The following is a 19,183-nucleotide window of genomic DNA, read 5'->3' as shown; positions in this document are numbered from 1 at the left end:
CCAGGCCGGCGGGGGTGCGTAGCTCAGGGGTAGAGCGCTGCTCTTACAAAGCAGATGTCGGCGGTTCGAAACCGTCCGCGCCCACCAGTACGAAGGCCCCCGACCGGTCACGGTCGGGGGCCTTCGTCGTGGGTCGTCACGGGTTCCCGACGGCAGTCCGGCTCTCAACTGCCGTACGAGGGCCCCCGGTTCGGCTAGGCGATGCTGTTGAACTTGTTTCCCTCGCCCGCGTACAGGTTCGTCGCCTGCCGGATGAACGGGGTCGTCGGCGAGCCGGTCGAGCGGTAGACGTACGTGCCGTTCGGGCCGTGGGCGATCAGGTCGGGGCGGCCGTCGCCGGTGGCGTCGCCGGCGCCGACGAGGTGGGGGAAGGCGTTCCAGCCGGCGCCGATCCTGACGCGGGCGGTGAAGCCGCCCTTGCCGTTGCCCTGGTGGAGCCAGAGGACGCCGGAGGTGTCGCGGGCGACGAGGTCGCCGGCAGCGGTGCCCGCGATGTTGCCGACGGCAGTGATCTGGTTGTAGATCTGCCAGCCGCCGCCGACCCGGGCGCGGGGGGCGAAGGGGGCCGACGGGCTGCCGGTGCCCTTGTAGAGCCACAGCACGCCTGCGGTGTCGGTGGCGAGGAGGTCGGGGCGCCCGTCGCCCGTGAGGTCGCTGCCGCCGGTGGTCTTGTTGTAGACCTGCCAGCCGCCGCCGACCTTGGTACGGGGTGCGAAGGTGCCCTTGCCGGTGCCCTGGTGGAGCCACAGGACGCCCGAGGTGTCGCGCGTGACGAGGTCGCCCGCCGCGGTGCCGGCGAGGTTCCCGGCGGCCTCGATCTGGTTGTACACCTGCCAGCCGGTGGCGACCTTCGTCCGCTTGGCGGTGGTGATCCGGCTGCCGGACTGCCAGTCGAAGAGGTCGTCCCGTTGCAGGACGCCCGAGGCGTCGCGCGAGAGGACGTCCGTCGAGCCGTTGTCGTTGAAGTCGTGCGGGTTGGCCTGACGCGAGACCTGGAGGCCGCCCGAGGCGGTCGCCGGGCCGCCGACGCCGTCGGCCGGAGTGGCGGTGATCTGCCAGGTGTACGCGCCGTTCGGGGCGCTGATGCCGTCCAGGAGGCCGTCCCACACGAAGGCGAAACGGCTGTCGGCGACCGGCTGGGGCAGGTGCTTGGTGAGCTTCCTGCCGGTGGCCGTGTGCGTGAGCGTGAGGTCCACGGTGGCGTTCGGCCGGGACAGGGTCCACTCCATCGGGACTGCGGTGCCCGGCTTCTCCAGGTTGACCGCGGTCGGGACCGCAGACCCGGCCACCTTGACGGCCAGGACACGGCCCGTCTCCGCCACGAGCGTGACGCGCGGAATGCCGTCCGTCTCGTCGAAGATCCGGAACAGCCCGTCGGCGTCGGCCGTGGCGCCGCGCACGAGCAGGCTGCCGTCCGGGGCGTGGGCCACGCTGGAGAAGTGCTCCAGGAGCTTGTACGGCGCGGCGTCGGCGGTGGTGACCCTCCGCGCGTACAGCGGGCGCAGCGTCTCGTCGGCGGCCTTCCCCGGCACGCCGTAGAGCAGCGAGTGGCCGGCGATGCCGGCGATGACCGCGCTGCTCATGGAGCTGTCCATTTCGTACCGCCGCGTCATGCTGCGCCCGCTCACGACGAGCCTGGTGACGCCGCCCGCGTACTCGCTCCACGCCCTGTAGTCGGCGGTGTACGCGCCCGTGGAGGCCGGTCCCCACGCGCCGGTGACCTCCCTGGTGCCGGAGGGGCCGGTGAGGCCGAGGAGCTCGCTCCAGAAATCGGTCCGGAAAGTCGCCGGCGAGGGGAACACCCGGTTGCTGCTGAGGATGAGCGCGTGGCTGGCCGTGGAGGCGACGACCTTGAAGTTCTGGCTGTAGGGGCCGCTCGCGCGCTGCGTCTTCTGTGTGACCCCGCCGACCTGGGTGAGCTGCCACAGCTCGTGGTAGTCCGCCGTGGTCGGAACGGTCACGAAGAGGTACCGGCCGACCACGCCGACGAGCTTGGCCCCGGCCTTGAACTCGGATACGAGGTCGAAGGACGCGGACCAGTCGGCGCCGGGCGTCATGTCCCGCAGGGACACCGCGCCGGCGCCGTTGCTGGTGACGACGACGTCGGAGTTGCTGTCGTGACCGGTGGCGTCCGTACCGACCGGCACCACCGAGCCGTCGGCGAACCCGTGCCACTCCAGGACCGTGGTGCCGGCGCCGTCCTTCCGGGACGTGAGGTAGCCGGTGTCGCCGGTGCTGACGATCTCGGCGTCGAGGGGCAGATTCGCCTCGGCGGTGGCGGTGGCGGTGATGCCGGCGACGGCACCGCTCGCGGAGACCGGAGCGGCCGCGGCCCCGGGCGAGACCAGTACGCCGGCACCGACCGACACGGCGAGAACGGTGGCGATAGAGGCGCCGAGACGGTGTCGGGTGCTGCGTGCGGAATGCAAGGAAGTCCCCCTGAGGAGCCGATCGGCCCGCACGTCTGTGCGTACCGCTCGATCAGACTCGCCAGGAGGGGAGGTGGTTGTACGCGTGGGCCCGGGTTTTACGGGGGTGACGCGTACACCGGACAGGAGGCCGGGTGCAGGGGGATACTCGGAGCATGTGCCGGAGTATCAAGACGCTGCGTCCGCCCGCCCTGCCCGAGAAGGCCACGGAGGACGAGATGAGGGCCGCGGCGCTGCAGTACGTACGGAAGGTGTCCGGGTTCCGGGCGCCCGCTGCGCACAACCGGGAGGTTTTCGACGCCGCCGTCGAGGCGGTGGCCGAGGCGACCCGGGCGCTGCTCGACGGGATAGAGGTGCGCGGCGGCCACCGCCACGCGCACGCCGAGGCCTAGGCCGAGGGGCCGCGCGCAGGTCAGCGGCCCGTACGGGGGCGGCGGCGCAGGACCCAGATGCCGGCACCCAGCGCGCCGGTGGCCAGGGTCGCGCCCAGGGCGATCTCGGCCGGGCTCATCGCGCCGATGCTGCCGCCGAGGCCGCCGCGGGCCGCACCAGGGGTGACCTGCAGGGAGACCGTGACCCGGCGGCCGCCGCACTCGAAGGTGACCGAGTGCGAGCCCGGGGTGGCGTTCCGGAGGACCTGCGCGGTGCCGAACAGGTTGGAGGCCTGCAGGTTGCCGGCCGTCAGGTGGACGTCGCGGAAGGCGGTGGAGGTGGCCCGGCCGGTGCGCGTGTTGCAGCCCTCGATGTTCAGCGAGACCCGGCCGCCGGGGGCGACGGTGCTCGGGGAGACCGCGGCGATCGGCCCGGCCGCGGCGGCAGCCGGGACCGCGGCGGTCAGGGTGGCGGGCAGGACGGCGGCGGCGGTCAGTGCGGTCGCGGCCGCGACGCTCGTGAGTCGCATGGGTAACTCCTCGGCTCCTCGGAAACGGCGCGGCCAGGGCACGGATGTGACGCGGAATCGGATGCGCACCGTGCTGTGGACGTTAGGAGCCGTGGGCGAGCCAGGCGATCGGGGCCGGGTGAACGGGTGAGCGCGCTGAGCCGCCCGGGGGAGCGGGCTCAGCCCGCGGGCGCCGGGACCGGCCGGCGCACGAGGTACGCCGCCAGCCCGCCTGCGGCGAAGAGCGCGACCACCGACACGGCGGTGCCCAGCCAGGTCGCCCCGAGCCACTGGGCGCCGAAGTACCCCAGCCCCACGCTGTAGCCCGCCCAGGCCATGCCCGCCAGGGCCGACCACGGCAGGAAGTCCTTGATCCGGCGGTGCGCCGCGCCCGCGCCCAGCGAGACGACGGACCGGCCGGCCGGGGCGAAGCGCGCGATGACGACGAGGGCCCCGCCGCCCCGGCTCAGTGCCTGTCCGAGGCGTTCCTGGGCGCGGGTGAGCCGCCGCGACCGGGCGATCGCCCGGTTCAGCCGGGGCCCGCCGCGGCGGGCCAGCCGGTACGCGGCCAGATCGCCCACGACGGAGGCGGTGGTGGCGCACACCAGGAGCCCGAAGATGTCGGGAACCGGCTCGGGTACGGGCGGGCCGGCGCCGACGGCACCGGCGGCTTCCGCGGCACCGGCCGCGGCGGCCGCGGCAGCCGCGGTGATCACCAGTACTCCGCTGGGCAGTACGGGCAGGAAGACGTCGAGGATGACGGAAACCGCCACCACCGCGTAGATCCAGGGGCTCGTGGTCAGCGACCCCACAGTCTCAAGCAAAACGGGACTCCCCAGTCCGGTTGACGTGCATCGGCGTAACGCGCCGCGACGTCGCGGGGGAGCGGCAGGGGCGGCCTGACAGCCATACAGCGTACGCATGGGGTTCACGTGGCCTGCGGGCGGGGCCTGCGCTGTGTCAACCCCCCGGACCCGTCCCTTTGGCGCGCCCGCCCGAGGGCCCGCCAAAAAGGGAGGGTCCGGCCCGCGACCGCCCCCTGCGTCCTGCCCCCGCCGTGCCCCGGCGGCTACCCGTCCGCCGTCAGGTCCCGGTCCAGCGTCGTGACCAGTCGCGCGCCGGCCCGCTCGCCCCGGCCGCCCTTGCGGGCCTGTTCCAGCCGCAGCCGTGCGGTACGGCCCTCCAGGGCCAGGGTCATGAGCTGGTTCGCGAACCACGGTCCGCCCGAGCGCCGCCACACCAGCGGTGGCCGCCCGGTCCGGCCGTGCCCGCTCAGCACCCGGCCGAGCCACCGGCCCGCCCGGCTCCAGGCGAACCGGAAGCCGACCTTCACCGCCACGTGGATGGAGTTGTGCACCGGGGAGCACGTCAGCTGGAAGATCCGCGAGGTGGTCGCGGTCCGCGGCTCGGCGACGTACGCGTGGTGCACGTCGCCGGACAGCACGCACACGGTGGCGGGGGCCCGCGGGCCGGTCCCGACCTCCTCGATCAGATCGGTGAGCGCCGCGAACGACGGCGGGAAGGCCGCCCAGTGCTCCAGGTCGCTGCGCCGCCGCAGGTCCTCCCCGATCCGCGCCCAGCGCTCCCCGCGCTCGCCGCGGCACAGGGCGGCGTTCCACCCCTCCGCGTCGTGTATCAGCGGCGGGAGCAGCCACGGCAGCGAGGCGCCGATCAGCAGGTGGTCGTAGCCGCCGTGGCCCTCCAGGGCGTTGTCCCGGAGCCACTGCTGCTCCTCCGGGTCGAGCATGGCGCGCCGCTCCTCGTCGAGGACGCGCGCGGCCCGGGTGTCGACCATCAGTAGCCGGGTCCCGCCGAAGTCGCGGCGGTAGCTCCAGCGGACGGAGGCGGGGTCGGCGTCGGCTCCGGCGGCGAAGCGGCGCAGCGCGTCGGTCCCGTCCGGCGTCGTGCGCACGGCCGTGTACAGCGGGTCGGCGGCCAGATCGGCGGGGGAGAGATTGCCCAGGTGCTGGTGGACCCAGTACGACATCAGCCCGCCGAGCACCCGCTCCTGCCACCAGGGCAGGGCGCGCCGCTCGGCCACCCACGCGGCGCTGGTGTTCCAGTCGTCGGACAGGTCGTGGTCGTCGAAGATCATGCAGCTGGGCACCGTCGACAGCAGCCAGCGGATCTCCGGGTCGAGCCAGGATTCGTAGTAGAGCCAGGTGAATTCCTCGTAGTCCGCGACCTGGGCACCGGGGGCCTCGCCCAGCCCGCGCCGGGAGGCGACCCGGCGCCGGGTCTCGCGGGACAGCTGGTCGGCGTAGACCTGGTCGCCGAGGAGGAGCAGTACGTCGGGCCGGACGGACTCGGGGGCCGCCGCCAGCCGGGCGGCGAGCGTGTCGAGGGCGTCGGGGCCGTGCGGACCGCGGCCTTCCGCGGGCGGGGCGGCCTGCCGGCAGGAGCCGAAGGTGACCCGGAGCGGGGCCGGGGCCCGGCCGGGGGCCTTCGCGGCCGGGGTGGTGATCGTGCTGGCCGGGAAGCGGCTGTCGGGCAGCGGCCAGACCGTACGGCCGTCGAGCAGGACCTCGTACGCGGTGGTGCTCCCCGGGGTCAGACCGGTGACGGGGATCAGGGCGTAGTGGTGGCCCGCTATCTGGAAGGTGCGTACGGAACCGCCGGCCCCGTCGGCGCAGCGGACCTCTGCCGTGCAGGGCCGGTCGGCCTCGACCCAGACGGTGGCGGTGTCACCGGTGTCCCAGTCCACGTACCGCAGCAGTGGCCCGAGGCGCAGTACGCCCATCCAACTCCCCCTCTTCCGTCGCCCCTTGTCTCAAGGTACGACGGAGAGGGGGTCGATGGTTCCTGATCGGCGGCGAAGATCAGCAGCCGTTCAGCACGTTCTGGAGGGCGGTCTTCTCGGCGGAGTCGATGGTCAGGCCCCAGTACTGCTTCACGTGGACCCACGCGCGGGCGTAGGTGCAGCGGTACGAGGTCCGGGAGGGCAGCCACTCGGCGGGGTCGAGGTCGCCCTTGGCCTGGTTCACGTTGTCGGTCACGGCGATGAGCTGCGGCCGGGTGAGGTCGTTGGCGAACTGCTGGCGCTTGGCCGTGGTCCAGGAGTTGGCGCCCGAGCGCCAGGCCTCGGAGAGGGCGACGACGTGGTCGATGTCGAGGTCGGAGGCGGCGGTCCAGGTGGCGCCGTCGTACTCGGAGAACCAGCTGCCGCTGACGGACGCGCAGGCGGAGTCGGTGACGACGTTCACGCCGTCGCGCTTGAGGACGGTCTCGCGGGTGTTACAGGAGCCGGAGACGGTGCTCCAGTGCGGGAAGAGGTCACGGCTGTAGCCGCTGGAGGAACCTTCCGCCTTGGCGGTGACCGAGGCCAGGTAGGAGCGGGCCGCGGCGGCGCTCATGGGCGTGGGCATGGCGGCCTGGGCGGCGGGTGCGTTCACGAGCGCGGTGGCCGCGAAAGTGGCCGCTGCTGCCGCGAGCATGCCAAATCGACGCGCGTAGACACCGGACATGAGGACTCCTAGGTGCGGGGGGTTGCGTGGCGGTGCGGACCCCGGCGGGGCCCGGCCATCGTGGCGGCGCCGGGTGTCACGGGGATGGGCGCCAGGTAACAGGGTGGCGACATGGTCACGTCAGATCAAGCCGTCCAACCAACCCCGTTCAAGCGGAAGTTGAGATTCCGGTGTGGCGGGCGGCTCCGCCGGTGCGCGCGGCCGGCCGGCGGCGAGGGGGAGGCTCGGCATCGAGGTCCATTCCTGGGCGCCCCGGAGGTGCCGTAATCTGTACGGAGCAGAAGGGGAGTAGCTCTTCGCCGGACCGTCGACATACTGCTGGGTCACCCAGCCGGCGCCCGGAGGCAGGCCGCGGTCAGCGGTCGGCCAGCGAGACCTTCGGCCGCAGTGTCCTCGTACCTTCAGGGCGCCGCTGTGCCGAAGCGACCCCTGAAACAGCGCAGGTCTCTCGGTGCGGCAGCCTCCTGCCCGACCGATTGAGGTTTCCACCCCGTGATCAGCTTCAGCATCCTGGCGATCGCCTTCGGCGTCGTCTTCCTCGCCGAGCTGCCCGACAAGACCGCCCTCGCCGGGCTCATGCTCGGCACCCGCTACCGCGCCTCGTACGTCTTCGCCGGGGTCGCGGCGGCCTTCGCCGTGCACGTGGCGCTCGCCATCGCGGCGGGCAGCGTGCTGACGTTGCTGCCGCACCGGCTCGTCCAGGCGGTGGTCGGCGTCCTCTTCCTGGCCGGCGCGGCGGTCCTGCTGTTCCGCAAGAGCGACGATGAGGAAGAGGTCAAGGCGCCCGCGGACCAGTCCTTCTGGAAGGTCTCCGGGGCGGGCTTCATGCTGATCCTGGTCGCCGAGTTCGGCGACCTGACCCAGATCATGACCGCGAACCTCGCCGCCCGCTACGACGATCCCGTCTCGGTCGGCCTGGGCGCGGTACTGGCCCTGTGGGCCGTCGCGGGCATCGGCATCCTGGGCGGCCGCACGCTGATGAAGTACGTACCGCTGCGCCTGATCACGAAGATCGCGGCGGCCGTGATGGCGGCGCTGGCGGTCTTCAGCCTCTACGAGGCGATCGCGGGCTGAGCTGAGCCGAGCGGGCCGGGGTGCACCCGGACCCGGGCATGCGGAGGGGCTCGTACCGGTGGCATCCGCCGGTGCGAGCCCCTCCGTCGCGTGTGTCCGTGTCCGTGTCCGAGTCCGCGTGCGTCGTGCAGGTCAGGCTGCGGCGGCCACGGTCAGCCGGATCGAGCCGTCCGGGGCCGGCTCCACGCGTACGGACCTCAGGTCGGCGACGTGCACGGTCGGGCCGTGCTCGCCCGCGCGCGGTCCGACGCCCACGACGCGCATGCCGGCGGCCCGCCCGGCGGCGATCCCGGCTCCGGAGTCCTCGAAGACGATGCAGTCCGCCGGGTCGACGCCCAGTTCGGCGGCGCCCTTGAGGAAGCCCTCCGGGTGCGGCTTGCTGGCCTCGACGTTCTCGGCCGTGACGCGCACCTCGGGCATGGGCAGGGCGGACGCCGTCATCCGGGCCGTGGCCAGGGCCTCGTCGGCGGAGGTGACGAGCGCGTGCGGCAGCCCGCCGATGGCCGCCATGAACGCCGGTGCGCCCTCGATCGGCACGACGCCGTCGGTGTCGGCCGTCTCGCGGGCGAGCATCACGGCGTTCTCGGCGTGGTTGAGCGCCATGGGGCGGTCCGGGAGCAGCAGGGCCATGGTCGCGTAACCCTGGCGGCCGTGGACCACCTTGAGGGCCTCGTGCGGGTCGAGGCCGTGCTCGACCGCCCACTCGCGCCAGCAGCGCTCGACCACCGCGTCCGAGTTGACCAGGGTGCCGTCCATGTCCAGGAGCAGGGCCTTGGCGGTCAGGACGAGGGGGGTGGGGGCGGTGCTGGCCGGCATCGGCGGGGCTCCAGACGGGCGGGAGAAGAGAAACAAGTGGTTCCGTCCACCGGTCAGGGAGTGAGGACGGAACCACTTTGTTTCTTCACGATACAAAATACATGGCGGTCTACGCCAGTGGCGCGCGGAGGTCGTCGAAAATCCGCGGGGCGGCGCCGGGGCCCGGCCCTGCCCGTCGGCCCAGGTCCCCGTAGGGGAGGGGAGTGGCGCGACCCCTGCCGACTCCTACGGCGAAGTGGCACACGTCACGACCACCCCGGGCGGTCGGCGGGGAAGGGGGGCGCGTACGGCCGGCCCGGTCGTCCCTGTGCCGGGGCGGCGGCCGGCTGAATGCCAGGGGTGGTGGGCGTGCTCGGCCGGCTGAATGCCCGGGTGGTCAGGGCGTCGGTCGCCGAGGGATCGGCGCGCAGACCGTCCGGGGTGGGGCCGGTCGGCCCGGCGCTCTGGGCGGTGGGCGGAGCGGGTCCCGGTGTGAAGGACTACGGCTCGTGGCTCTGGGCTTCCAGGGCGCGGCGGGTTGCCCAGCCGTAGACGCCTTCCTCGTCGCCGATGATGTTCGCCCACCGCTGGTAGTCGGCCACCGCGCTTTCCACGTAGCGGCCGTACTTGCCGTTCGCCGGGCCCCAGTAGAAGTCCATCTCCTGGAGCCGGAGCTGGAGCTCCCGGACCTCCGCGCCGCTGTCTCCCCGCTGCAGCGTCCGCACCTGCGGAGTGGATGCGGACGGGCTCGGGGAGCGGGTCGTGGCGGAGGCCGAGGGGGTCGGCGCGGTCGTGGCCGGGCGGGTCGCGCCCGCCGACGGGGACGCGGAGGCCGCGCCCGACGGGGACGCCGAGGCGGAGGGCGACTCCGAAGCCTCGGCGGAGGAGGAGGGCTTCGGGGTGCCGGTCGTGCCCTCGGGTGCCTCGGGGGCTCCGGTGTCCGGCGCCAGGCTCACCGCGGGCAGGGAGAGCTTCGGGTCGGGCAGGAGCCGGTCGCTCTCCTCGCCGCCGGACAGCAGGCTCGCGGCCAGCACCCCGGCGCCGACCACGGCCACGGCCGCGCCCACGGCCAGCGGGAGTCCCTTGCGCCCCGCCCGGCCGCGGCCCCGTCCGCCGCGCGGACCGTCCCCGCCGGGCACCGCCTGCAGCTGCACCGTCTCGTCGACGATCTGGCCGCCGGGGCCGTACGCGCCGTACGGCGCGTCGTCCCAGCCGCCCTGCCCGGGTATGCCGTACTCCGGAGCCCCGGCGGGCACCGGGGGCAGCACCTCGGTGCGGCCCTGGGACGGGTGCCCGGCCGGGTGCCCCGCACCCGCAGCGACACCCGATCCCGCGCCCGCACCCGCGCCCCAGATCTCGGCGCCCGGGGTCCGGCTCTCCGGAGCCTGTACGACCCCCAGGAGCCTCGGGGGCGACACCGGGCCGCCCGCGCCCGGTGTGTCGGGGCGGGTCATGTAGGGACGGATCCGCAGATGGTCGAAACCGGCTGCGGCGCCACAGCCGCAGCCGCCCTCGGCATCGCATTCCGGACAGCGCTGAGCGCTCACTGATGGATCCCCTCCCTGGCAGCTGCCTGCGATTATGCAGACCTCCCGGGGTCTGCCCAACCCTCCCAACAGGCCATAACCAGACACACCGCTCAGGATGGAACCGTGTACCGGCCCTGAGGAGGAGTTCATGGCTCAGGAAGTGACCGCCGCAGCCGTGGACCCGGGTCCCGGACCCGGTGCGGAACACACCCGGCGCAGCGTGCTCGTCGCCATCGGTGCCCTGCTGCTCGGCCTGCTGATCGCCGCTCTCGACCAGACCATCGTCTCCACTGCGCTGCCGACGATCGTCAGCGACCTCGGCGGAATGGACCACCTCTCCTGGGTCGTCACCGCCTACATGCTCGCCTCGACCGCCGCCACTCCGCTGTGGGGCAAGCTCGGCGACCAGTACGGCCGCAAGAAGCTCTACCAGACGGCCATCGTCATCTTCCTCATCGGCTCGGCCCTCTGCGGCCTCGCCCAGAACATGCCGCAGCTCATCGGCTTCCGCGCCCTGCAAGGTCTGGGCGGCGGCGGTCTGATCGTGCTGTCCATGGCCATCGTCGGCGACATCGTCCCGCCGCGGGAGCGCGGCAAGTACCAGGGGCTGTTCGGCGCCGTCTTCGGAGCGACCAGCGTCCTCGGACCGCTGCTCGGCGGCGTGTTCGTGGACCACCTCAGCTGGCGCTGGGTCTTCTACGTCAACATCCCCATCGGCATCGTCGCCCTCCTGGTCATCGCAGCCGTGCTGCACATCCCGGTGCGCTCCTCGCAGCACACCATCGACTACCTCGGCACCTTCCTCATCGCGTCCGTCGCCACCTGCCTCGTGCTCGTCGCCTCCCTCGGCGGAACGACCTGGGCCTGGGGCTCGGCCCAGATCATCGGGCTCGCCGTCCTGGGCGCGGTCCTGCTCGTCGCCTTCGTCCTCGTCGAGAGGCGCGCCGCCGAACCCGTGCTGCCGCTCAAGCTGTTCCGCATCCGCACTTTCACCCTCTGCTCGGTGATCAGCTTCATCGTCGGCTTCGCGATGTTCGGCGCGATGGTCTACCTGCCCACCTTCCTCCAGGTCGTCCAGGGCGTCTCGCCCACCATGTCCGGCGTCCACATGCTGCCGATGGTCCTGGGCATGCTGATCTCGTCCACGGCCTCGGGCCAGATCGTCAGCCGCACCGGGCGATGGAAGGTCTTCCCCATCGCCGGCACCGCCGTCACCGCCCTCGGCCTGCTGCTCCTGCACCAGCTCCACCGCACCAGCTCCACCTGGGAGATGAGCGTCTACTTCTTCGTCTTCGGCGCCGGCCTCGGCCTCGTGATGCAAGTGCTCGTGCTGGTCGTGCAGAACGCCGTCAGCTACGCCGACCTCGGTGTCGCCACCTCCGGTGCCACCTTCTTCCGCTCCATCGGCGCCTCCTTCGGCGTCGCCCTCTTCGGAACCGTCTTCACCAACCGCCTCGACGACAAGCTCAACGAGGTCCTTGCCGGCCGGCAGCTGCCTCCCGGGGCCGGCCCCCGGCAGCTGGAAGCCGACCCGCGGGCCGTCGAACTGCTGCCGCCCGCCCTGCGCCCGCCCGTCCTCGACGCCTACGCCACCGCCATCACCGACGTCTTCCTCTACGCCGTACCGATCGTGCTGGTCGCCTTCGTGGTCGCCTGGTTCCTCAAGGAGGACAAGCTGCGGGCGTCGGTGACCGCGCCCGACGTCACCGAGACCCTCGCCTCCAACCCGGTCCAGCGCACCTCCCACGAGGAGGTGGCCCGCGCCCTGTCGGTGCTGGGCACCCGGGAGGGCCGCCGGCACATCTACGAGAAGATCACCGCGAAGGCCGGCTACGACCTGCTGCCCGCGTCCAGCTGGATGCTGCTGCGGATCAACAAGTACGGCTCGACCGAGCCCGCCATGCTCGCCGAGCGCACCTCCGTCCCGATCAAGGTGATCACGGATGCCGCCCGGCAGGTCGAGGAGCGCGGGCTGGCCGAACGCGACGGTCTGGCCCTGGTGCTCACCGAACCCGGGCGGGCGGCGGCGCGCCGGCTCGCCGCGGCCCGCCAGGAGTCCCTGGCGGAGCTGCTGGGCGACTGGTGGGGCCCCGACCGGCCGACGGACCTGGTCAAGCTGGTCGAGGAGCTGAACAGCGAGCTCTGCGGCTCCGACGCGGAGGAGCCGTACGACACGCTGCCGCGCCGCGACCACGCCGCGCACTGAGGCCCCGGACCCCCGTCAGCCGAGCGGCTGGAGCTTCTTCTCGAACCAGTGCTGGGCGTACGGGCCGGAGTTGTAGGCGGGTATTTCCTCGTACCCGTGCTTCGCGTACAGCCCGCGCGCCTCGACCAGGTCCGTGCGCGTGTCCAGGCGTATCCGCTCCGCGCCCAGGTCCCGGGCCGCTTCCTCCAGGGCCGCCAGCAGCGCCCCGCCCCCGCCGGTACCGCGCAGCTCCGGCCGCACGAACACCCGGGTCAGCTCGGCCGTCGCCGGGTCCAGCAGCCGCACCCCGGCGCAGGCCGCGGCCTCGCCGCCGTACCTCCCCACGACGAAGGCGCCGGTCGGAGCCGTGAGCGCGTCGGCGGGGTCGTCCGCGAGCCCTGTGTCCACCTCGGCCTCGGTCGCCGGCCGCCCCCAGTAGCGGCTCGCGACCTCGGCGTAGTACCTCCGCCGCAAGGCGGTGGCCTCAGGCGTGCCGAAGTGCTCCCGGGCCACGCTCCAGCCGCCGTGCTCCCGGGCCACGCTCCAGCTGCCGTTTTCCCTCGTCATCGCTGCTCCGCTCCCCGTCGTTCCGCCATCTGGTCCATGCGGCCATTGTGGCGACCCCCGCCCCCGCCCCGCGTGGAATATCCACAGGCGCGGACGGATGATGAGAAAAAGTGCAATTCATACTCATGAAGGGTGTGAGGCGTGATGTCGCAGCATCCGGACGCGGTTCTTGTGCGCAAGGGCTACGAGGCATTCGGCAAGGGGGACATGGAGGCGCTCGGCGCCCTGATGACGGCCGACGTCATCCACCACGTGCCGGGAAGCAGTCCGCTGTCGGGTCACCACAAGGGACGCGAGAACGTCCTCGACCTGTACCGGCGGCTCGGCGAGGAGACCGGCGGCACCCTCCAGGTCCAGCTGGAGTCGGTGCTCGTGGACGGCCGCGGGCACGCGATGAGCCTCCACACCTTCAGGGGAGACCGCGGAGACAGGGGGATCGAGATCCAGCAGGGCCTGTTCTTCACCATCGTCGGAGGCAAGATCACCGACATCGACGAGTGCACGGCGGACATCGACGAGGAGAACGCCTTCTGGAACTGAGGGGCCGGGACCCGCAGCGCCCGGGCACACCGTGCCCCGGGCGCGTGCAGGCCGTACGCCGTCCGCGGCCGGGCTCAGCCCTGCTTCGGCGCCGCCTGCTGGACGACCTCGAACGACCACAGCGTCGACCCGGAGGCAGCCGGCTTCGGGCGCTCGCCGCCGCCCGCACCGCCCTGGTGGGCCGCCTTCATCGGGCCCTCCATCCACGCCTGGAACGCCTGCTCGTCACGCCAACGGGTGTAAACCAGGTACGTGTCGGTGCCCTCGATCGGGCGCAGCAGCTCGAACCACTCGAAGCCGTCGGAGTTCTCCACGGAACCGGCGCGCGCGGAGAAGCGCTTCTCCAGCTCCTCGCGCTGCTCGGCCGGTACGGTCAGTGCATTGATCTTCACGATGCTCATGCCGCCATCCTGCCAAACCCGTGATGTGACCGGGTTCGAACCGACGGTTACGACTCCTCGCACTATCGTCGTCGCCTGATCCGGATCTGCCGCAGCGCAGACGGGGCAATACGGCAGGAGGCCGTCGGCGCGTGGCGGATGCGGCAGAACACAGCGGGGCGAAGGGGCACGCCGGCGTCACGGACCAGGGCGGCGGCATACTGCCCGCGGCCCGCGGCGCCCTGTGGCTGCTGGCAGGCCTCCTGGTGGCCCGTCAGGCCGTCGGCGCCCTGCGCCTGCCGCCCGGCGACCGGCCCGCCGGCCGGGAGACCTGGACCGGCCCCGGGGGCGTCCTGCACGCCCCCGGCGGACTCTACGAAGGCGGCGGAGTCCGGTTCGGCGGGACGCCGTTCGCCGGTCTCGTCCTCGAACCCCTCACCGGCTCGGCGCAACAAGCACTCGGCGCCGCCCGGACCTTCGGCACGCTGCTGCTCGTCGTCGCCGTCGGCATCGTCGCCGCGCGCGCCCTGCCCGGCCCGGTCGCCCGGCGCACCGCCCTGCTCGCCGCTCCCGTCGCGATCGCCCTGCTGATGCTCTCGCTGCCCGTCCGCGGCACCTTCTCGCCCGGCCTGCCCGGCATCCTCCCGGTCCTCCCGGTCCTCCCGGTCCTCCTCGTCCTGCTCGGCACGCTCGCCGTGCCGACCGTGCCCGCCGGGCGCGGCGGCGGGGTCCTCGTCGGCCTGGGCGCGGCCCTCCAGCCCGCCCTGCTGCTCTTCGTACCGCTGCTCTGGCTGACCGACCGCCGCCCCGCCGCCCGCGCCACGGCCGCCACCTTCGCCGGCTGCTCGGCCCTCGCGTGGGCCGCGATGCCGCACGACTCGTGGGCGTACTGGGTCCACCACCTCGCCGGCACCGGCCTCGGCGGACCCGCCGGCGCCCCGGCCGACCACTCCCTGCACGGCGCCCTGCTCCGCCTAGGCCTCGGCGGACCCGCCGGGATGGCGCTCTGCCTCCTCCTCGCCGCGGCCGTCTGCTGGTTCGGGCTGCGCCGCGCCGTCCGGTACGCCCGCGACGGCCAGCTCCTCCTCGCCGTGGCGGTCGCCGGATGCGCCGCCGTCGCCGTCTCGCCCGCCGGCCGCCAGCACCAGCTGCTGTGGGTGCTCCTCGCGATCGCCGGAAGGGCCGGCACCCGGGGCGCGGACCGGCCCGTCTGGCCCGTGACCGTGGTCCTGGTCATGACCCTGCCCAGCGACGTGCTGCTGCCGAACCTGGCCGCGCTGGCGCCCGTACGGGAGAACGTGCTGCTCCTGACCGCACTGGCGGCAGCCTGTGCGGTGCCGTTCCTGCCGCGCAGCTCGCCGCACTGGGCCCGTCCGGTGCCCGCCGGCCGCGCCCGCCCGGCCCCGGCCCGGTGGCCGCGGATCCCGCTGCTCCCCCTCTGGCGCCGGGGCCTCAGCCGGCCCAACCTGCTGCTGGAACTGCTGCTGATCCGGGTCGGCTACTCGCTCTACTCCCACATCCGGGCCGCGGCCCCCGACAGCCGCGCCCTCGCCGAGGGGCACGCGCGCCGGATCGCGTCCGCCGAGCAGCGGCTCGGCATCGACATCGAACACGCCGTCAACCACGCGGTCGTGGAAGCCCCCTGGCTGGAGGCGTTCTTCAACTTCTACTACACGTCGTTCCACTTCGTGGTGCCGCTGGCGATCCTCGGGGTGCTGTACCGGAGCAGCCCCGGCGACTACCGCTGGGCGCGGGCCTCCCTGGGCCTCGCGACGCTCATCGCCCTCCTCGGCTTCTGGCTCTTCCCGCTGGCGCCGCCGCGCCTGATGCCCGGCCTCGGCTTCATCGACACCGTGCACGGCCCGCAGGACCTGGCGAATCCGCAGTACGGGGCGATGACCGCGATCTCCAACCAGTACGCGGCCATGCCCTCGCTGCACTTCGGCTGGTCGCTGTGGTGCGGGATCGTCATCGCCGTCGTCGCGGCGCGGCGCCGGCACAAGCTCCTCGGGCTGCTGCACCCTCTCGTCACGGTCTGCGCGATCGTCGCGACGGCCAATCACTGGGTCCTCGACGCCGTCGGCGGCGCGGCGGTGGTCCTCGCCGGCTTCGGGCTCGTCCACGTCCTGTCCGGCCCCCGCGGCGGGGGGCGGGGGGCCGGGCCGGCCGGGGTGCAGCTGCCCGTCCAGCAGCGCCGGGACCTGCCGGACCACGTCCTCACGAGGTGACCGGGCAGGCCGCCGCAGGCCGAAGGGGTTGCAGGGCAGCGCTGCCCTGCAACCCCTTCGGCTGGATCGTCGCTGTCAGACAGGATCGCCCCGTCGCGGCCGGTGCGCCACCCGGACGGGTGCGGGCCGGACGGGCGGGGGCCGGGCCCGGGGAACGGGGCCGGGCCCGGGGGCGGTGCGGAGAGGGGACGGCAGGGGCCTGGGCGTGGGAGGGAGCGGCCCCTGCCGCCGGGGTCCGGGTCAGCCGTGGCTGACCTGGAGTTCCTTGATGCCGTTGAGCCAGGCCGCGCGCAGCCGGCGCGGCGCGTCGCCGGTCAGCCGCAGGTCCGGCAGGGCATCGGCGAGTGCGTTGAAGATCAGGTCGATCTCCATGACGGCCAGCGACTTGCCGAGGCAGAAGTGCGGGCCGCCGCCCCCGAATCCCAGGTGCGGGTTGGGGTCGCGGGTGATGTCGAAGACGTCCGGGTTCTCGAAGACCTCGGGGTCGTGGTTGGCGGAGGAGTAGAACATCCCCACCCGGTCGCCCCTGCTGATCTTCTGGCCGCCCAGCTCGGTGTCCTGGGTGGCCGTGCGCTGGAAGGAGATGACCGGGGTGGCCCAGCGGACGATCTCCTCCGCGGTCGTCGCCGGCCGCTTTTCCTTGTACAGCTCCCACTGCTCGGGATGGGTGAGGAAGGCGTGCATCCCGTGGCTGATGGCGTTGCGCGTGGTTTCGTTGCCGGCCACGGCCAGCAGCAGGACGAAGAAGCCGAACTCGTCCGAGCCGAGGTTGCCCTGACCCTCCGCCGCGACGAGCTGGGTGACGATGTCCTTGGCCGGGCACTCCTTGCGCGCGGCGGAGAGGTTCATGGCGTAGCCGATGAGCTCCATCGCCGCGTTGGCGCCGACCTCCTCGGTGATCGCGTATTCCGGGTCGTCGTACGCGATCATCTTGTTCGACCAGTCGAAGATCCGGGACCGGTCCTCCTGCGGGACGCCGATCAGTTCGGCGATGGCCTGGAGCGGGAGTTCGCAGGCCACCTGCGTCACGAAGTCGAAACTGCCCTTGGCCGAGGCCGCCTTGGCCTCCTCGACGATCCGGCGGGCCCGGTCGCGCAGCGCCTGCTCCAGGCCGCGGATGGCCCGCGGGGTGAAGCCGCGCTGGACGATCTGGCGGACCCGGCTGTGCTCGGGCGGGTCCATGTTCAGCATGATCAGACGCTGGGCATCTATCTGTTCGCGCTGGATGTGTTCGTTGAAGCGGATGATCGCGGTGTTGGTGGTGGAGGAGAAGAGCTCCGGGTGCGTCGAGACGTACTTGACGTCCGCGTGCCGGGTGACGGCCCAGTAGCCCTCGTCGTCGAAGCCGGTGATGCCGCGGGGCTGCGGGCACCACCAGACCGGGGCGGTCTGCCTCAGCCGAGCGAACTCCGGGAACGGGACGCGGGCTTGGAGGAGGTCGGGGTCGGTGGCGTCGAACCCCTCGGGCAGCGCTGGGCAGGGCATCGGCAACTCCAAAGTCTGACGGCCCATCAGAAGTTGTTTTTGAAGGTAGTAACGAGTTCTAGAAGTGGCAAGGGTCGCGGCACCACTCCGACCTGGCGTTCCCGGCTGCGACGGCGAGGTGGCCCCTGCGTGCGGGAATCGTGCAAGGCCGTGCAAGACCCTTGCGTAGCGAGGGTTCCGGTCATAAGACTGCGGGGAGAACTAGAACGCGTACTAGTTCGGGGGCTGGGCACCTGGGTACCCCCACACGTGGACACACCCCTGCCGCGGGCCGCCGGGACGGACCGCCGCTGTGGAGGAGAGGACGAGCTCATGGCCGCGGAACCCGTCATCGTCGAAGCCGTACGCACCCCCATCGGCAAGCGCGGAGGCGCGCTCGCCAACCTCCACCCCGCCTACCTCCTGGGCGAGACCTACCGCGAGCTCCTCGCCCGTACGGGCATCCGGCCCGACTGTGTCGAGCAGATCGTCGGCGGCACCGTCACGCACGCGGGCGAGCAGTCCATGAACCCCGCGCGCAACGCCTGGCTGGCCATGGGCCTGCCGTACGAGACCGCCGCGACGACCGTCGACTGCCAGTGCGGCTCCTCGCAGCAGGCCAACCACATGGTCGCCAACATGATCGCCGGCGGGGTCATGGACATCGGCATCGCCTGCGGCGTCGAGGCCATGAGCCGCGTTCCGCTCGGTTCCGGTTCCAAGCACGGCCCCGGCAAGCCCTTCCCGGACGAGTGGAACGTCGACCTCCCGAACCAGTTCGAGGCCGCCGAGCGCATCGCCCGCAACCGCGGCCTGACCCGCGAGGACGTGGACCGCCTCGGCGTCCGCTCCCAGGAGCGGGCGGCCGTCGCCTGGGCCGAGGAGCGCTTCAAGCGCGAGACCTTCGCCGTCCAGGTGCCGACGACGGAGGAGGAGCAGGCCGCCGGGCAGGGCATGTGGCGGCTGGTCGACCGGGACGAGGGTCTGCGCGACACGTCCATGGAGGCGCTGGCCCGGCTCAAGCCGGTCATGCCGACCGCCGTGCACACGGCCGGGAACTCCTCCCAGATATCCGACGGCGCGGCCGCCGTGATGTGGGCCTCGCGCAAGATGGCCCGCGCGCTCAAGCTCAGGCCGCGGGCCCGGATCGTCGCCCAGACGCTGGTCGGCGCCGACCCGCACTACCACCTCGACGGGCCGATCGACGCGACGCGGGCGGTGCTCGGCAAGGCCGGGATGTCGCTCAAGGACATCGACCTGGTCGAGATCAACGAGGCCTTCGCCTCCGTCGTGCTCAGCTGGGCCAAGGTCTTCGACCAGGACCTGGAGAAGGTCAACGTCAACGGCGGGGCCATCGCGCTCGGCCACCCGGTCGGCGCCACCGGTGCCCGGCTGATCACCACCGCGCTGCACGAGCTGGAGCGGCGGGACAAGGAATTCGCGCTGATCACGATGTGTGCGGGCGGCGCGCTGGCCACCGGCACGATCATCCAGCGCCTCTGAACACTGCTGCGACCGAGCCCTGGGGATGGGGGAAGGCCCCGGGGGGGGGGGGGGGGGGGGGGGGGGGGGGGGGGGGGGGGGGGGGGGGGGGGGGGTGCGGGGGGGGGGGGGGGGGGGGGTGTGGCTGCAAGGGGTCGGGGGGGGA

General features: G+C 72.9%; 16 protein-coding genes and 1 tRNA gene. 7 read left to right on the top strand and 10 right to left on the bottom strand.

The window, feature by feature from the left end; genetic code table 11:
* Window positions 1–12 precede the first annotated feature (12 nt).
* Window positions 13–87, top strand: a tRNA-Val gene (locus ACZ7H1_RS08410).
* Between the two features lie 107 nt (window positions 88–194).
* On the opposite strand, the gene ACZ7H1_RS08405 is transcribed toward ACZ7H1_RS08410, so the two are convergent.
* A complete protein-coding gene (locus ACZ7H1_RS08405) occupies window positions 195–2,369 on the bottom strand; it encodes an FG-GAP repeat domain-containing protein (RefSeq protein WP_470784816.1) in 2,175 nt (724 codons plus the stop codon).
* Window positions 2,370–2,584: 215 nt separating this feature from the next.
* On the opposite strand from ACZ7H1_RS08405, the gene ACZ7H1_RS08400 reads away from it, so the two are divergent.
* Window positions 2,585–2,821 (top strand): DUF2277 domain-containing protein, encoded by a 237-nt coding sequence (locus tag ACZ7H1_RS08400; protein WP_470784815.1) that lies wholly within the window; start codon window positions 2,585–2,587, stop codon window positions 2,819–2,821.
* A 20-nt stretch (window positions 2,822–2,841) separates the two neighbouring features.
* Here ACZ7H1_RS08400 and ACZ7H1_RS08395 read toward each other — a convergent pair whose 3' ends face one another.
* The 4 genes from ACZ7H1_RS08395 to ACZ7H1_RS08380 all read right to left on the bottom strand — a co-directional run bounded on the left by ACZ7H1_RS08395 (window position 2,842) and on the right by ACZ7H1_RS08380 (window position 6,773).
* Window positions 2,842–3,330 (bottom strand): hypothetical protein, encoded by a 489-nt coding sequence (locus ACZ7H1_RS08395; protein ID WP_470784813.1) that lies wholly within the window; start codon window positions 3,328–3,330, stop codon window positions 2,842–2,844.
* Between the two features lie 158 nt (window positions 3,331–3,488).
* Complete coding sequence (locus ACZ7H1_RS08390) at window positions 3,489–4,133, bottom strand: DedA family protein (protein WP_470784812.1); 645 nt, start codon at window positions 4,131–4,133, stop codon at window positions 3,489–3,491.
* A 245-nt stretch (window positions 4,134–4,378) separates the two neighbouring features.
* Complete coding sequence (locus tag ACZ7H1_RS08385; RefSeq protein ID WP_470784811.1) at window positions 4,379–6,049, bottom strand: alkaline phosphatase D family protein; 1,671 nt, start codon at window positions 6,047–6,049, stop codon at window positions 4,379–4,381.
* A gap of 79 nt (window positions 6,050–6,128) precedes the next feature.
* On the bottom strand, window positions 6,129–6,773 hold the full coding sequence (locus ACZ7H1_RS08380; RefSeq protein ID WP_470784809.1) for an HNH endonuclease family protein: 645 nt from the start codon (window positions 6,771–6,773) through the stop codon (window positions 6,129–6,131).
* Window positions 6,774–7,265: 492 nt separating this feature from the next.
* Here ACZ7H1_RS08380 and ACZ7H1_RS08375 point away from each other — a divergent pair, with 492 nt between their 5' ends.
* On the top strand, window positions 7,266–7,847 hold the full coding sequence (locus ACZ7H1_RS08375; protein ID WP_470784808.1) for a TMEM165/GDT1 family protein: 582 nt from the start codon (window positions 7,266–7,268) through the stop codon (window positions 7,845–7,847).
* 132 nt (window positions 7,848–7,979) lie between these two features.
* On the opposite strand, the gene ACZ7H1_RS08370 is transcribed toward ACZ7H1_RS08375, so the two are convergent.
* Both ACZ7H1_RS08370 and ACZ7H1_RS08365 read right to left on the bottom strand, forming a co-directional pair.
* Complete coding sequence (locus tag ACZ7H1_RS08370; protein WP_470784807.1) at window positions 7,980–8,663, bottom strand: HAD-IA family hydrolase; 684 nt, start codon at window positions 8,661–8,663, stop codon at window positions 7,980–7,982.
* A 479-nt stretch (window positions 8,664–9,142) separates the two neighbouring features.
* Window positions 9,143–10,189 (bottom strand): peptidoglycan-binding domain-containing protein, encoded by a 1,047-nt coding sequence (locus ACZ7H1_RS08365; RefSeq protein ID WP_470784806.1) that lies wholly within the window; start codon window positions 10,187–10,189, stop codon window positions 9,143–9,145.
* A 130-nt stretch (window positions 10,190–10,319) separates the two neighbouring features.
* Between ACZ7H1_RS08365 and ACZ7H1_RS08360 the strand changes: the two genes are divergently transcribed.
* The gene (locus tag ACZ7H1_RS08360) at window positions 10,320–12,377 is read left to right on the top strand and encodes an MDR family MFS transporter (protein ID WP_470784805.1); all 2,058 of its coding nucleotides are present in this window, start codon (window positions 10,320–10,322) and stop codon (window positions 12,375–12,377) included.
* Window positions 12,378–12,392: 15 nt separating this feature from the next.
* Here the strand turns inward: ACZ7H1_RS08360 and ACZ7H1_RS08355 are convergent, their stop codons facing one another.
* Window positions 12,393–12,923: a GNAT family N-acetyltransferase gene (locus ACZ7H1_RS08355; RefSeq protein WP_470784804.1), complete on the bottom strand. Its 531-nt coding sequence runs from the start codon at window positions 12,921–12,923 to the stop codon at window positions 12,393–12,395.
* A gap of 144 nt (window positions 12,924–13,067) precedes the next feature.
* Here ACZ7H1_RS08355 and ACZ7H1_RS08350 point away from each other — a divergent pair, with 144 nt between their 5' ends.
* Window positions 13,068–13,463 carry a nuclear transport factor 2 family protein gene (locus tag ACZ7H1_RS08350; RefSeq protein ID WP_470784802.1) on the top strand — a complete coding sequence of 132 codons (396 nt, stop codon included), beginning with the start codon at window positions 13,068–13,070 and terminating at the stop codon, window positions 13,461–13,463.
* 74 nt (window positions 13,464–13,537) lie between these two features.
* Here ACZ7H1_RS08350 and ACZ7H1_RS08345 read toward each other — a convergent pair whose 3' ends face one another.
* Entirely contained in the window at window positions 13,538–13,864 is a 327-nt protein-coding gene (locus ACZ7H1_RS08345) for an antibiotic biosynthesis monooxygenase family protein (RefSeq protein WP_470784801.1), read from the bottom strand.
* A gap of 131 nt (window positions 13,865–13,995) precedes the next feature.
* Between ACZ7H1_RS08345 and ACZ7H1_RS08340 the strand changes: the two genes are divergently transcribed.
* Entirely contained in the window at window positions 13,996–16,071 is a 2,076-nt protein-coding gene (locus ACZ7H1_RS08340) for a phosphatase PAP2 family protein (RefSeq protein WP_470784799.1), read from the top strand.
* A gap of 240 nt (window positions 16,072–16,311) precedes the next feature.
* Here ACZ7H1_RS08340 and ACZ7H1_RS08335 read toward each other — a convergent pair whose 3' ends face one another.
* Window positions 16,312–17,556: a cytochrome P450 gene (locus ACZ7H1_RS08335; protein WP_470784797.1), complete on the bottom strand. Its 1,245-nt coding sequence runs from the start codon at window positions 17,554–17,556 to the stop codon at window positions 16,312–16,314.
* Between the two features lie 312 nt (window positions 17,557–17,868).
* Here ACZ7H1_RS08335 and ACZ7H1_RS08330 point away from each other — a divergent pair, with 312 nt between their 5' ends.
* Complete coding sequence (locus ACZ7H1_RS08330) at window positions 17,869–19,038, top strand: steroid 3-ketoacyl-CoA thiolase (protein WP_470784795.1); 1,170 nt, start codon at window positions 17,869–17,871, stop codon at window positions 19,036–19,038.
* The last annotated feature ends 145 nt before the right edge of the window (window positions 19,039–19,183 follow it).

The sequence above is a fragment of the Streptomyces sp. NPDC037401 genome (assembly GCF_055602345.1).
The sequence above is the reverse complement of the archived record's forward strand: the minus strand, read 5'-3'. Positions and strand labels throughout refer to the sequence as shown.

Bases quoted from the DNA above. Each gene is read 5' to 3' on its own strand.
- ACZ7H1_RS08355 (WP_470784804.1), bottom strand. From the start codon at position 12,923: ATGACGAGGGAAAACGGCAGCTGGAGCGTGGCCCGGGAGCACGGCGGC.
- ACZ7H1_RS08395 (WP_470784813.1), bottom strand. From the start codon at position 3,330: ATGCGACTCACGAGCGTCGCGGCCGCGACCGCACTGACCGCCGCCGCC.
- ACZ7H1_RS08370 (WP_470784807.1), bottom strand. From the start codon at position 8,663: ATGCCGGCCAGCACCGCCCCCACCCCCCTCGTCCTGACCGCCAAGGCC.
- ACZ7H1_RS08380 (WP_470784809.1), bottom strand. From the start codon at position 6,773: ATGTCCGGTGTCTACGCGCGTCGATTTGGCATGCTCGCGGCAGCAGCG.
- ACZ7H1_RS08350 (WP_470784802.1), top strand. From the start codon at position 13,068: ATGTCGCAGCATCCGGACGCGGTTCTTGTGCGCAAGGGCTACGAGGCA.
- ACZ7H1_RS08335 (WP_470784797.1), bottom strand. From the start codon at position 17,556: ATGCCCTGCCCAGCGCTGCCCGAGGGGTTCGACGCCACCGACCCCGAC.
- ACZ7H1_RS08330 (WP_470784795.1), top strand. From the start codon at position 17,869: ATGGCCGCGGAACCCGTCATCGTCGAAGCCGTACGCACCCCCATCGGC.
- ACZ7H1_RS08360 (WP_470784805.1), top strand. From the start codon at position 10,320: ATGGCTCAGGAAGTGACCGCCGCAGCCGTGGACCCGGGTCCCGGACCC.
- ACZ7H1_RS08400 (WP_470784815.1), top strand. From the start codon at position 2,585: ATGTGCCGGAGTATCAAGACGCTGCGTCCGCCCGCCCTGCCCGAGAAG.
- ACZ7H1_RS08385 (WP_470784811.1), bottom strand. From the start codon at position 6,049: ATGGGCGTACTGCGCCTCGGGCCACTGCTGCGGTACGTGGACTGGGAC.
- ACZ7H1_RS08345 (WP_470784801.1), bottom strand. From the start codon at position 13,864: ATGAGCATCGTGAAGATCAATGCACTGACCGTACCGGCCGAGCAGCGC.